This window comes from Kitasatospora griseola, from assembly GCF_014648555.1.
Lineage (GTDB): Bacteria > Actinomycetota > Actinomycetes > Streptomycetales > Streptomycetaceae > Kitasatospora > Kitasatospora griseola.
This window is the reverse complement of record NZ_BMRI01000017.1, coordinates 96,545-109,490: the sequence shown is the minus strand read 5'-3', so window position 1 is coordinate 109,490 and position 12,946 is coordinate 96,545. Positions and strand designations below refer to the sequence as shown.

Annotated in this window: 11 protein-coding genes; 1 reads left to right on the top strand and 10 read right to left on the bottom strand. The window is 71.8% G+C overall.

Annotated elements, in window-relative coordinates:
- Positions 1-6: 6 nt before the first annotated feature.
- The 6 genes from IEZ12_RS21995 to IEZ12_RS21970 all read right to left on the bottom strand — a co-directional run bounded on the left by IEZ12_RS21995 (position 7) and on the right by IEZ12_RS21970 (position 6,900).
- Positions 7-1,614 carry a monocarboxylic acid transporter gene (locus IEZ12_RS21995; RefSeq protein ID WP_189273874.1) on the bottom strand — a complete coding sequence of 536 codons (1,608 nt, stop codon included), beginning with the start codon at positions 1,612-1,614 and terminating at the stop codon, positions 7-9.
- Positions 1,611-2,033: a DUF485 domain-containing protein gene (locus IEZ12_RS21990; RefSeq protein WP_189273872.1), complete on the bottom strand. Its 423-nt coding sequence runs from the start codon at positions 2,031-2,033 to the stop codon at positions 1,611-1,613. Before IEZ12_RS21990 ends, IEZ12_RS21995 begins: the two co-directional genes overlap by 4 nt.
- Before the next feature lie 115 nt (positions 2,034-2,148).
- Complete coding sequence (locus tag IEZ12_RS21985) at positions 2,149-2,886, bottom strand: response regulator transcription factor (RefSeq protein ID WP_189273921.1); 738 nt, start codon at positions 2,884-2,886, stop codon at positions 2,149-2,151.
- Positions 2,887-2,897: 11 nt separating this feature from the next.
- Complete coding sequence (locus tag IEZ12_RS21980; RefSeq protein ID WP_229847760.1) at positions 2,898-4,058, bottom strand: sensor histidine kinase; 1,161 nt, start codon at positions 4,056-4,058, stop codon at positions 2,898-2,900.
- 71 nt (positions 4,059-4,129) lie between these two features.
- Positions 4,130-4,609, bottom strand: a complete 480-nt coding sequence (locus IEZ12_RS21975) for a CcdC protein domain-containing protein (protein WP_189273870.1) — start codon at positions 4,607-4,609, stop codon at positions 4,130-4,132.
- Between the two features lie 140 nt (positions 4,610-4,749).
- The gene (locus tag IEZ12_RS21970) at positions 4,750-6,900 is read right to left on the bottom strand and encodes a DNA gyrase/topoisomerase IV subunit B (RefSeq protein WP_373295511.1); all 2,151 of its coding nucleotides are present in this window, start codon (positions 6,898-6,900) and stop codon (positions 4,750-4,752) included.
- A gap of 429 nt (positions 6,901-7,329) precedes the next feature.
- On the opposite strand from IEZ12_RS21970, the gene IEZ12_RS21965 reads away from it, so the two are divergent.
- Complete coding sequence (locus tag IEZ12_RS21965) at positions 7,330-7,560, top strand: DUF7455 domain-containing protein (protein WP_100589805.1); 231 nt, start codon at positions 7,330-7,332, stop codon at positions 7,558-7,560.
- 112 nt (positions 7,561-7,672) lie between these two features.
- Here IEZ12_RS21965 and IEZ12_RS21960 read toward each other — a convergent pair whose 3' ends face one another.
- The 4 genes from IEZ12_RS21960 to IEZ12_RS21945 form a co-directional block, all read right to left on the bottom strand.
- The gene (locus tag IEZ12_RS21960) at positions 7,673-8,524 is read right to left on the bottom strand and encodes a S1 family peptidase (protein WP_189273867.1); all 852 of its coding nucleotides are present in this window, start codon (positions 8,522-8,524) and stop codon (positions 7,673-7,675) included.
- Positions 8,525-8,725: 201 nt separating this feature from the next.
- Positions 8,726-10,348, bottom strand: a complete 1,623-nt coding sequence (locus tag IEZ12_RS21955) for an RNA polymerase sigma factor (protein ID WP_083462151.1) — start codon at positions 10,346-10,348, stop codon at positions 8,726-8,728.
- A 503-nt stretch (positions 10,349-10,851) separates the two neighbouring features.
- A complete protein-coding gene (locus tag IEZ12_RS21950; RefSeq protein ID WP_189273865.1) occupies positions 10,852-11,724 on the bottom strand; it encodes a FadR/GntR family transcriptional regulator in 873 nt (290 codons plus the stop codon).
- A gap of 373 nt (positions 11,725-12,097) precedes the next feature.
- Positions 12,098-12,916, bottom strand: coding sequence for a hypothetical protein (locus IEZ12_RS21945; RefSeq protein WP_189273863.1), 819 nt, complete (start codon positions 12,914-12,916; stop codon positions 12,098-12,100).
- Positions 12,917-12,946 lie beyond the last annotated feature (30 nt).

Here is a 12,946-nt window from a genome sequence, read left to right as displayed (position 1 = left end):
GCTCCGTCAGGCGGCTCCTGCGCCGGTCAGGGCGCGTACCTCCAGCTCGGCGTAGCCGTCCTCGTCGGCGGGCTCCCGGTCCAGCCAGGTGCCGATCGCGCCGGCCAGGAAGCCGAGCGGGATGGAGACCAGGCCGGGGTTCTCCAGCGGGAACCAGTGGAAGTCCATGCCGGGCAGCACCGAGGTCTTCGACCCGGAGACGACCGGCGAGAACAGCACCAGCACCACCGCCGGGATCAGGCCGCCGTACACCGACCAGACCGCGCCGCGGGTGGAGAAGCGCTTCCAGAACAGCGAGTACAGCAGCGTCGGCAGGTTCGCCGAGGCGGCCACCGCGAAGGCCAGGCCGACCAGGAAGGCGACGTTCAGGCGCTGCGCGTACAGGCTGAGCACGATCGCGAGGCCGCCGATCACCACGGCGGAGACCCGGGCCGCGATCACCTCCTCGCGCTCGGACACCTGCCGGCCGCCCTCCCGCCGCCAGGCCCGGGCGTACAGGTCGTGGGCGAAGGCCGCGGAGGAGGCCAGGGTGAGTCCGGCGACCACCGCCAGGATGGTGGCGAACGCGATCGCCGAGATCACCGCGAACAGCAGCAGGCCCCCGGTGGAGCCGTCGCCGCCGCCGAGGTCCAGGGCGAGCAGCGGCACCGCCGTGTTGCCCGCCGAGTTGGACACCCGGAGGTCGTGCCCGCCGACCACCGCGCCCGCGCCGAGCCCGAGCACGATCGCCATCAGGTAGAAGGAGCCGATCAGGCCGATCGCCCACATCGTGGAGCGCCGGGCGGCCCGCGCGGTCGGCACCGTGTAGAACCGGCTGAGGATGTGCGGCAGGCCGCCGGTGCCGAGCACCAGCGCCAGGCCGAGGCTGACGAAGTCCAGCCGGTCGAGTGCGCTGGAGCCGTAGTTGAGGCCCGGCCGCAGGTACGCCTCGCCCGCACCGCTGCGCCGCGCGGCGGTCTCCATCAGCGCGCCCAGGTCGCCGTGGAAGCGGGCCACCACCAGCACCGTGAGCAGCACCGAGCCGCCCACCAGCAGGAAGGCCTTGACGATCTGGATCCAGGTGGTGGCGCGCATCCCGCCGACCGTCACGTAGACGATCATCAGGGCGCCGACCGCGATGATGGTCCACGCCTTGGCGGCCCCGCTGTTGGTGCCCAGCAGCAGGGCGACCAGGCTGCCCGCGCCGACCATCTGCGCGATCAGGTACATCAGCGTGACGACCATCGACGACAGGCCGGCCGCGGCCCGCACCGGCCGCTGGCGCATCCGCAGCGCCAGCACGTCGGCCAGCGTGTACCGGCCCGCGTTGCGGACCAGTTCGGACACCAGCATCAGCACGACCAGCCAGGCGACCAGGAAGCCGATGCTGTAGAGCACGCCGTCGTAGCCGTACAGCGCGATCAGGCCGGTCACGCCGAGGAAGGAGGCGGCCGACAGGTAGTCGCCGGACAGCGCGAAACCGTTCTGCAACGGGGAGAAGTCGCGTCCGCCGGCGAAGAAGTCCTCGGCGGCGTGGCCGCGGCGGCCGACCCAGACCGTGATGGTCAGCGTCACCGCGACGACGACGGCGAACAGGGCGACGGCGAGGCCGTGGTTGGGGTGGTGAGCAGTCATCGCAGCTGGTCCTGGGTGTCCCAGCGCAGTTCGAGGGCGGCTCGATCGCGCTTGGTGCGGGCATTACGGGCGTAGAGCCAGGTGAGCAGGAAGGTCGAGGCGAACTGGCCGAGGCCGAGCGCCCAGGCCACGTTCAGCGGCCCGGCGATCCGGCGGCCCAGCAGGTCGGGCATGAACGCCTCGGCCGTCACGAACAGCAGGTACCAGGCCAGGAACCCGGCGCAGGCCGGGAACACGAACGAGCGGTAGCCCCGCCGGATCTCCTGGAAGGCCTCGCTCTCCTGGACCTTCCGGTACACCGCGCCGCCGATCCGGTCCTCCGGCGGCGCCGCTTCCGCTTCCACGCTGCGCCGCGGCGCCACCACCCGGGGCTGGGGGGGCGCCCCGACCCACCAGTCGACTCTCTCCTGCTGCGCCACTTTGCCGACACCTCATCATTTCGGTCACTCCGACCGAACCATGATGGAGTGTCACAAACCACACAACGAAACCCGTGGAGAAACGTTCTCCCCAGCAATCAACAGTGCTGTACGCCTACCAACTTTCTGAAATTCCATGCTTGAAGGCGTATGCGACGGCTTGCGCCCGGTCCCTGACCGCCGTCTTGGCAAAGAGGTTGTTGATATGGGTTTTCACCGTGGCGGGGCTGACGAACAACCTCTCGGCGATCTCCGCGTTGGACAGCCCGGACGCGATCAGCGCCAGTACCTCGGCCTCCCGCTGGGTCAACCCGTCCGGCAGCGCCACCCGAACCGGCCGCCCGGCCTCGGGCTTCGCGGGCGCGGCGGCCACCATCGGCCCCGGTTCCGCGACGGGCTGCGCCGGCTCGGCGGCGGCCGGCGCGCCCGACAGCCGCTCCAGCAGCCGCAGTTGGACCTGCGGGGAGAGCCCGGCCGCGCCCGAGCGGACGTCCGCCACCGCGCGGGCGATCTCCTCCGCTCCGGCGTCCTTGGTCAGGAAGCCCCGCGCCCCGGCCTGCAGCGCGGAGAACAGCGAGTCGTCGTCGGCGTACGTGGTGAGCACCACCACCTCGGTGCCCGGGTGCTCGGCGCGGACCCGGCGGGTGGCCTCCACCCCGTCGCAGCGCGGCATCCGCAGGTCCATCAGCACCACGTCGGGGGCGTGTTCGGCGACCAGCCGCACCGCCTCCTCGCCGTCCGCCGCCGAGCCGACCACCGTGATGCCCGGCAGCAGGCCGAGCAGCATCACGATGCCTTCGCGGACCACGGTCTGGTCGTCGGCGACCACCACCCGGATCGGCCCGCCCGTCATCTCCGAACCCGTCACGCCGGCACCCGCAGCAGCACGCGCCACCCTCCGTCCTCGGGGCCCGCCAGCAGTTCGCCGCCGAGCAACTCCGCGCGTTCGCGCATCCCGAGCAGACCGTACCCGCTTCCGCTGTCCCCCAGCATCGGGTCCGCCCCGCGCGGGGCGCCCGCGTTGCGCACCGTCAGCTCCACCGCGCCGTCCAGGTAGCCGAGCCGGACCGCGACCCGGCCGCCCGGCGCGTGCTTGCGGGCGTTGGTCAGCGCCTCCTGCGCGGTGCGGCGCACCGCCAGCCCGGCCTCCGCGGGCACCGGCCGGGGCACCCCGTCCACCGTCAGCTCGGCCCCGGACTGGGTGGCCAGCTCGGCCACGAACTCGGCGACGGGGGCGAACTCGCCGCGCAGCGCGGACAGCGCCTGCCGGGTCTCGGCCAGCCCGTCCTGGGCCATCCGCCGGGCGGCGACCACCCGTTCGCGGATCTCGGCCCGCTCGGCGCCGGCGTCCAGCATCAGCCGGGCCGCCTCCAGGTGCACCAACTGCGCGGACAGGCTGTGCGCCAGCACGTCGTGGATCTCCCGGGCGATCCTGGCCCGTTCGGCGAGCGCTGCGGACTCCGCCCGCGCCACCTGCGCGGCCCGCTCCTGCGCCAGCAGCGCGCGCTGCGCGGACCGGGCCTGGCTGTCCAGCCGCAGCAGGTAGCCGAGCAGCCCGAGGCCGCCCGCCACGGCCAGCATCACCAGCAGCGAGTCGCCCGACCGCAGGCCGTAACCGACCAGCGCCGCACCGGCGGTGGCCAGACCCGCGGCCAGCGGCAGCCGGATCACCGCGAGCACCGCGAGGCCGCACCAGATCACCGAGGCCAGGGTCCTGGCCCCGCCCTCGTCGGCCAGTTCGGCGAACACCAGCAGCCCGGCCGCGCACGCCAGTGCGGGCCACAGCCTCCTCGCCCGGCAGGTGACGTACCAGCCGGTGAACAGCCCGGCAGCGGAGGCGATCCAGAGGATCGGCGGCAGCAGCCGCCAGCCCGTGTAGTGCTGTTCGGCGAAGGTGCCGAAGGCCACCGTCGACAGCAGGGCGATCCGGCCGAACAGCCACAGCGCCATCCGGGCCCGCGAGCGGCTCTCCCGGATCGGGACGTCTCCGGCCGGCCAACGGGTCCAGCGTTCCAGGGTGCTCACCGGATGATCCTCTCTCAATGCCGGTGCCGCCGACACCCGGTGGGGGTCGGCGGCACCGTGCTGACGCTTCGTCAGGCGGCCAGGGCGTGCTTGTCGTCCAGTTGGTGGGCCCGCCAGGCGACGACCGACGAGCGGACCAGCAGCAGCAGGCCGAGCGACAGCATCAGCACGCTGGTGGACTGGTGGACGTGCAGCGCGGTGCCCAGCGCGTACCAGCCGATCCGGATCGCGATCGCGCCGACCCAGGCGAACACGGTGGCGGTGGAACCCTGGGTCCACAGCGCGCCGTCACCGTCGCGCCAGATCCGCATGGTCCAGCCCCAGGCGCACCCCATGCCGAGCGTGGTGACCAGCGAACCGGCCAGGATCAGCGCGGCGGCGCCCTTGTGGGCCGGGTCGATCAGCACCGGGTCGCGCAGCGCCACCGCGGCGAGGATCACCGGCAGCAGCCAGAACCGACGCTCGGTGTCCAGCCGGCGGGCCCGCAGCTGCCGGCCCACCACCAGGACGATCACGGCGACGGCGATCAGGACGTTGGACAGGGCGGTCATTTCGGGTGCCTCCTGGACGGGGTTCTTTCGACACCCCGAACGCTACGGAGAACGGGCCGCCGACTCCTCGGAGCGAGGGTGGAACCCAAAGCCGGAAGGGCTCTCCACCCGTGGGTGGAGAGCCCTTCCGCGCGGCTCGCTCAGGCGTCGATCCGGGAGCGGTCCAGGGTGGCCGCCGAGTCCACGATGAACTCCCGCCGCGGCGCGACGTCGTTGCCCATCAGCAGGTCGAAGGTCTTCTCCGCGGACTCCAGGTCGCCCAGGTTGATCCGGCGCAGGATCCGGTGCCGCGGGTCCATGGTGGTCTCCGCCAACTGGTCGGCGTCCATCTCACCGAGACCCTTGTAGCGCTGGATCGGGTCCTTCCAACGCAGCCCCTTGCCCTGGAACTCCAGCAGGGTGCGCCGCAGTTCGGCGTCCGAGTAGGTGTAGTGGTACTTCTCCTGGCCGCGCTTGGGGTTGGTCAGCTCGATCCGGTGCAGCGGCGGCACCGCGGCGAACACCCGGCCCTGCTCGACCATCGGCCGCATGTAGCGGTGGAACAGCGTCAGCAGCAGGGTGCGGATGTGCGAGCCGTCGACGTCGGCGTCGGCCATGAAGATGACCTTGCCGTACCGGGCCTGGTCGATGTCGAAGGTGCGGCCGGAGCCTGCTCCTATGACCTGGATGATCGCCGCGCACTCGGCGTTCTTGAGCATGTCGCTCACCGAGGCCTTCTGGACGTTCAGGATCTTGCCGCGGATCGGCAGCAGCGCCTGGAACTCGGAGTTGCGGGCCAGCTTGGCGGTGCCCAGCGCCGAGTCGCCCTCGACGATGAACAGTTCGCTGCGGTCCACGTCGTCGGTGCGGCAGTCGGCCAGCTTGGCGGGCAGCGAGGAGGTCTCCAGCGCGGTCTTCCGGCGCTGCGCCTCCTTGTGCTGCCGGGCGGCGACCCGGGTCCGGGCGGCGGCGACGACCTTCTCCAGCACGGCCCGGGCCTGGAGCTTCTCGTCCTTCTTCGCAGAGGTCAGGAAGTTCTTCAACTCCTTGGCCACCACCGCCGCCACGATCCGGTTGGCCGCCGAGGTGCCCAGCACCTCCTTGGTCTGCCCCTCGAACTGCGGCTCGGCCAGCCGGACGGTGACCACCGCGGTCAGGCCCTCCAGCGCGTCGTCCTTGGTGATGTCGTCCTCGGCGACCCGCAGCAGCTTGCTGGACCGCAGCACCTCGTTGACGGTCTTGGCGAGCTGCCGCTCGAAGCCGTTGACGTGGGTGCCGCCCTTGGGAGTGGCGATGATGTTGACGAAGGACCGCAGCGTGCTGTCGTAACCGGCGCCCCAGCGCAGCGCGATGTCCACCCCGAGCTCCCGGGTGACCTCGGTCGGGGTCATGTGCCCGAGCTCGTCGAGCACCGGGACGGTCTCCTTGAAGGTGCCCTCGCCGCGCAACCGCAGCACGTCGGAGACCGGGCGGTCGGGGGCGAGGAACTCGCAGAACTCGCTGATGCCGCCGTCGAAGCGGAAGGTCTCCTCCTGGACCTGCTCGCTCTCGGTCAGCCGCTCGTCACGGACCACGATGGTCAGGCCGGGCACCAGGAAGGCGGTCTGCCGGGCCCGGGCGTGCAGCGACTCCAGCGAGAGCTTGGCCTCCTTGAGGAAGATCTGCCGGTCCGCCCAGTAGCGGATCCGGGTGCCGGTGCGGGTCTTGGCGAACCGGCCCTTCTTGGTCAGGCCGCTGCCGGCCGTGAACTTCCCGTCCGGGCCGTCCTCGGCGAACGCGCCGGGGGTGCCGCGCCGGAAGCTGATCGCGTGCGTGGTGCCGGACCGGTCCACCTCGACGTCCAGCCGGGCGGACAGCGCGTTCACCACCGAGGCGCCGACGCCGTGCAGACCGCCGGAGGCCGCGTACGAGCCGCCGCCGAACTTGCCGCCCGCGTGCAGCTTGGTCATCACCACCTCGACGCCGGACAGCCCGGTCTTGGGCTCCACATCCACCGGGATGCCGCGGCCGTTGTCCCGCACCTCGACCGAGCCGTCCTGGTGCAGCAGCACATCGATGTGGTCGCAGAAGCCGCCGAGGGCCTCGTCCACCGAGTTGTCGATGATCTCCCACAGGCAGTGCATCAGACCGCGACTGTCGGTCGACCCGATGTACATGCCCGGCCGCTTGCGGACCGCCTCCAGCCCCTCGAGGACGAGCAGATGCCGCGCGGTGTAGTCGGACCCGCCCTCACCGGTCACCAGAGAGGACGGGACGGTCTTTTCTCCACTCACGCTCTGCACTCCTCCATGATGTTGACGGACACCCCGCATGCTCTCAGCAACTGAGACTTCGGCCGCCGAGGCCCGCGCGCCTTGTACGCGCTGCGCGAACACGACTCCCACCGCGGACGCGGCCCCCACCCTGCCATCTCCTGCCGACACCACGGGTCCTGGCGGACCGGGGCGGCCGGAGAGGGCGGCGGAGCTGCTGTGATGCGGTCAAACGGGGTTCGGGACGGGGCTTATGCTCCAACCCAGCGGAGGATTATGCTACGCGGACCTCGCACCCCGGCCCGATCGGGCGTTCGAGGTGATTGGCGGACCATCGGAATCGGTACGCATGAACCACCGGTGCCCGGGGCACGCCCTCATCAACGAGACAGCAGAATCCTCAAAGAGAAAAGCCACGAGCGGGAACGAATTCGACCTGGTTGGATGTTGATCCTGGTACACAGCTCGTCGAGCTAGAGAAGAGGCGACGTGACTACTGTTCTGACCCCTGCGAGCCCGCTCACCGCGGCAGACCGCTGCGACCGTTGCGGCGCTCAGGCCTACCTGCGCGTCGTCCTTTCCAGCGGCGGAGAGCTGCTGTTCTGCGCCCACCACGGGCGTAAGTTCGAGCCCGAGCTCAAGAAGATCGCCGTGGAGATACACGACGAGAGCGACCGCCTCTCCGGCACCGCGGCGACGGCTGCCGAGAGCGAGCGCTGACGCTCCCGCTCGAACCCGGGAGCTGCCTGAGCGGCCGGGTGGCCCGCCCTTCGGGGCGGGCCACCCGGCCGTGGCGTTTTCCCGGCCGCCGCGGCAGGTCGTGTCGGGCACGTCACAGCACGTTCTGCACGGACTCCGCCACCGCCGAGATCCGGGTGTACACCCCGGGGTGCTCGGCCTCCGCGCAGCCCGCCCCCCAGGAGACCAGGCCGGCCAACCGCCCGCCCACCACCAGTGGGCCGCCGCTGTCGCCCTGGCAGGCGTCCTTGCCGCCGCGTTCCTCTCCCGCGCACACCATGCTGCGCGCGTCGTACGCGCTGTCCCGGCCGCCCGGGTAGGCGTGCCCGCAGTCGGCGTCCGAGATGATCGGCACCGTGACCTGCCGGAGCGTGTTCGAGTAGTTGCCGGTGCCCCGGGTGTCGCCCCAGCCGAACACCGTCGCCGGCGTGCCCGCCGCGTACGGCCGGCTCTCGCCCGGATCCACCATCTCCAGCACCTGCCGGCCGTTCTGCGGCTCGGCCAGCGTGAGCACCGCCACATCGCGGCTGTTCGCGGCGAAGCTGTAGCTCGGCTCGATCCACACCCCGCTGACCGCCACCTCCCGCCCCGCACTGCCCCGCAGGTCGTCCCGACCGACGATCACCCGCAGCGAGGGCCGCTGGGTCGGCCGACCGGTGCTCTCGTCATAGAAGCAGTGCGCCGCCGTCACCACCTTGGTCGGAGTGACCAGCGCCCCACCGCAGAACTGCCCCGAACGGGACGAGCCGAACTGCGGCCGGCTGGACAGCGCCACCATCCACGGATGGTCACCGGTGCTCGCGCCCGTCCCCCCGACGATCCGCCGCTGCGCGACGGCCTGGCCGGCCGCACCCAGCGCGATCAGCGGGACGGGCAGGGCGGCCACGGCGACGAGCGCGACCGCCCTGCGGCGGAGCCGAGGCGCGGACGGGTCCAGGATGGGCACCGGTTCTCCAGGGGTTCGGCGGGCAGGCGTGGGACGTTGCACCGGTCGGAGTGCGACAACCTGCCCAGCGTAGTCATCCGATCACCCAACGTGCCGCGCATATGTGCACCAGCCACTCCATCGGGCGACGCCCGGACATGCGAACGGGCCCCTCCGCCGGTGGCGAAGGGGCCCGTCCAGGTGACTCGGGCTGACGGAGGATCAGTCCAGGTAGTCGCGCAGCACCTGGGAACGCGACGGGTGGCGCAGCTTCGACATGGTCTTCGACTCGATCTGACGGATGCGCTCACGCGTCACGCCGTAGACCTTGCCGATCTCGTCCAGCGTCTTCGGCTGACCGTCGGTCAGGCCGAAGCGCATCGAGACCACGCCCGCCTCGCGCTCGGACAGGGTGTCCAGCACCGAGTGCAGCTGCTCCTGGAGCAGGGTGAAGGAGACCGCGTCGGCCGGGACGACCGCCTCGGAGTCCTCGATCAGGTCACCGAACTCGCTGTCGCCGTCCTCGCCGAGCGGGGTGTGCAGCGAGATCGGCTCGCGGCCGTACTTCTGGACCTCGATGACCTTCTCCGGGGTCATGTCGAGTTCCTTGGCCAGCTCCTCCGGGGTGGGCTCGCGGCCCAGGTCCTGGAGCATCTGGCGCTGCACGCGGGCGAGCTTGTTGATGACCTCGACCATGTGCACCGGGATGCGGATGGTGCGGGCCTGGTCGGCCATGGCGCGGGTGATCGCCTGCCGGATCCACCAGGTCGCGTAGGTGGAGAACTTGTAGCCCTTGGTGTAGTCGAACTTCTCGACCGCACGGATCAGACCGAGGTTGCCCTCCTGGATCAGGTCCAGGAACAGCATGCCGCGGCCGGTGTAGCGCTTGGCCAGCGAGACCACCAGGCGGAGGTTGGCCTCCAGCAGGTGGTTCTTGGCGCGGCGGCCGTCCTCGGCGATGATCTCCAGCTCGCGCTTGAGCTTCGGGGCGAGCTTGTCGGCCTGGCTCAGCTTGTCCTCGGCGAACAGGCCGGCCTCGATGCGCTTGGCGAGCTCGACCTCCTGCTCGGCGTTGAGCAGCGGGACCTTGCCGATCTGCTTCAGGTAGTCCTTGACCGGGTCGGCGGTGGCGCCGGCCACCGCGACCTGCTGCGCCGGGGCGTCGTCCTCGTCGTCGTCGGAGAGCACGAAGCCCTGGTCCGACTCCTCCTCGGGGCCCTCTTCCTTGCCGTCGCCAGGCAGGGCCACGTCTTCGAGGAGCTCCTCCTCGCCGACCATGTCCTCGTCGCCCTTGGCGCCGGGCTTGCCGGCCGCGGTCTTCTTGGCGGCGGTCTTCTTCGCGGGAGCGGCGGCCTTCTTGGCCACCGCCTTCTTCGCCGGAGCGGCCTTCTTGGCGGCCGTCCGGGCCTCGGCGAGACCGATGGTCTCGACGACGGTGACCTCACCGGTCGTCACGGCGGCGGCCACGGCCACCGACGGGGACACGGTCGCGTTGGGGGCGATCCGCACCGGGGGCTTGGTCTGGGCGACCGGCGTGCGGGTGGTGACCGCCTTGGTCGCGGTGCGCTTGGTGGTGCTCTTGGCCGCGACGCTCTTGCGCTTGGCGCCGGCCGGCTCGGCCGCGCTGACCATCAGCTCCACCCCCTCCTCAATCAGCACCTGGTTGAGGCTGCGCATGACGTTCTTCCACTTGGTGACCGGGATCTGGTCCGCCTCGAACGCGTGGCGCACGTCGTCACCGGCGATCTGCCCCTGGGCCTTGCCCCGCTCGATGAGCGCCAGCAGTGCCGCGGACTCGGCGATCTCGGGGGGAAGCGAACGGGATGTGCTGGCCGACACGAACAACCTCTCGGACGATGAGTGGACGATCCCGCACCGACCGCCCGAGGGACTCGGGTGGCTGGACGGTGACCGGGGTCTGCAGGACGGCAGCAGCGCCGCGCACCAACACAGCCGTCTGGTCTGTGGTGGTATTCCGGAGCTGCTTCCGCTCCGTACACATCGCTGCCGCCACTCAAGTGTTACGCATGCCCGTCGTGGCGCCCGTCACACCACCCGGCGGCCGGTACGGGCTGCCCCGGGCGGCCTATCGCAGACCGGCCCGTCGGCCGGTCTGCCACCGGCCTGCCATCGGCCTTTCGGGGCCTCTGCGGCTGTTCACGAGCCGGTCCGCGCCCAGCCTGGGCGGGCCCGCTCGGGCCTGTCCGGCTCGGGTCCGCTCGGGTCCGCTCGGGTGGGCGACGGGTGTGGCGCGGGCAACTGTGTGGGACGCGACACGCCGATGGCCCCCCGGCTGCGGGTGGAGCAGCAGAAGGGCCATCCGTTCGGAACGGGCTGGGCTGGACCGCTCAGTGCTCCCGCGGGGCGGGGACGGCGTGCTCGACGTCCGGGTGGACGGTGAGCAGCGCGCGGACGGCGGCCTCGGCGGCGGTGCCGTCACCGGTGCCGAGCGCGTCGACCAGCCGGGTGTGCAGGCCGACCGCCGACTCGGACGGGCGCTCGCAGGTGGTGCCGGAACCGCCGGACACCTGGAGCGCGCCGGCCACGATCCCGGACAGGTGCTCCAGCATCCGGTTCCCCGCCATCTGCAGCACCAGGCCGTGCAGCTCGGCGTCGGCGCGGGCGTAGCTGACCAGGTCGCCCTGGCTGCCGGCCTGGCTCATGATCTCGGTCAGCTCGACCAGCCGGTGCTGGACGTCCTCCCGGCCGTGGCCGGCGGCGAGACGGGCGGCCAGCGGCTCGATCGCCCAGCGCAGCTCGAACAGCTCGCGGCGCTGCTCGTCGCGCTGCGGGCCGAAGGCGCGCCACTCGATGATGTCCGGGTCCAGCAGGTTCCAGTCGCTGACCGGACGGACCCGGGTGCCGACGTTCGGCCGGGCCGAGACCAGGCCCTTGGCCTCCAGCACCCGGAGCGACTCGCGCACCACGGTGCGGGAGACCTCGAAGCGCTGGCCGATCTCCTCCGGCACCAGCGGGCGGTCGGCGCCCAGGTCGCCGGAGACGATCATCTGGCCGAGCTGCTGGACCAGCTGGCCGTGCAGGCCGCGGCCGCGGCTGCTGGTGGTCTTCCGACCGGCCCGGGCGAGCTCGTTCTCCGCCCCCTCCCAGCGGGGGGCGGGTGGCATCGGGCGGTCGGCGTACGGGAAGCGGTCCAGCTCGGAGGCGGAGATCGACTCGGCCTGGCGAGCGGCGGTCACGGTGGGGTGCGCAAGGGTACTCACGCCATCCTTTGTCGGCGATCGGCGGAGCCGTCTTGAGCATTCTCCTGAAAAGCACACGAAAGGGTGATCGGCAGTGTCTGGATAATTGACTTCTTATCAGCCAGAAATGCGCATATCGGTCATCCCGGCTTCATCCCGACCCGAATTCGGCGACGGTTCAGGACCGCGCTTCGCGGCCCCGGCGTGAGGGTTGACGCCGGGTCGGCGGAGCTTGTCGCACCGTCAGTGCCGGTCACCGAATTCCGCGGTACGCGAGGTGCCTGCGGAGGTGCCCGCGGTGCGGGAGGTGCTTGCGGAAGGTGCCTGCGGTACGTGAGGTGCTTGCAGTGCTTGCGGTGCGCAGGCACGCCGGGGGCCGGGGCCGCCAGGATCACTACAGTGCGCGGCGGCGGAGTTGGGACGCCAGCACGGCCAGCACCAACAGGGCGGCCGGGGCCAGCAGGGCGACGACGACCACTCTGTCCAGCGCCGCCGCCGTCCGGTCGGTCGCCTCGTGGACCAGGTTCAGGCCGTACTGGAAGGGCAACAACTCCCCCACCCAGAGCGGCCAGTTCCGGCCGAAGTGATGCAGCAGCAGACCGGCGGTGGGCTCCAGCAGAGCGGGCGTCGCGCAGGTGAGCAGGAACCCCACGACGGCACTGCGCACCAACGCCGCCAGCAGCAGGCCGGCCCAGCCGCCTGCCACCACCAGCGCCAGGTACGCCGGGAGCGGGCGACCGATCCCGCCCACCGCGAACGGGCCCGCCGCCGGGGCGGGCGCCAGGCCCGGGAGGGCCAGCAGATCCGCGGGGCGCGGCTGTGCGAACACCGTCGAGGGGTCCACCGTGCCGGGCAGCGCGAACCGGACCAGCAGGGCATTCACCACCAGCGTCAGCACCGCCAGCAGGACCGCTGCCGCCCCGACCACCACCAGCTTCGCGGCCAGCGCACCGAGCCGGCGTCCCAGGCCCACCCGGGACGCGGCCAGGCCCGGCCAGCGCATCTCGTTGCTGTACGCCAGCGCGCCGAGCGCCGCCGCGGCCAGCGCGGTCAGCGGGAGCGGCAGCCACGGGACCACGCCGGCCATCGCGTGCATCGCCCCCGGCACCGCCAACTTCCCTGCCGGGAAACGCTGGACCGCCACCGCCGCCAGCGCCGCGTTCAGCAGCACCGCCGCCGCGACCACCACCCACGTGGAGCGCACCCCGCGCAACCGACGCACCTCACAAGCCACCAACCGCAC

Bases quoted from the DNA above. Each gene is read 5' to 3' on its own strand.
- IEZ12_RS21985 (WP_189273921.1), bottom strand. From the start codon at position 2,886: ATGACGGGCGGGCCGATCCGGGTGGTGGTCGCCGACGACCAGACCGTG.
- IEZ12_RS21995 (WP_189273874.1), bottom strand. From the start codon at position 1,614: ATGACTGCTCACCACCCCAACCACGGCCTCGCCGTCGCCCTGTTCGCC.
- IEZ12_RS21975 (WP_189273870.1), bottom strand. From the start codon at position 4,609: ATGACCGCCCTGTCCAACGTCCTGATCGCCGTCGCCGTGATCGTCCTG.
- IEZ12_RS21970 (WP_373295511.1), bottom strand. From the start codon at position 6,900: ATGCGGGGTGTCCGTCAACATCATGGAGGAGTGCAGAGCGTGAGTGGA.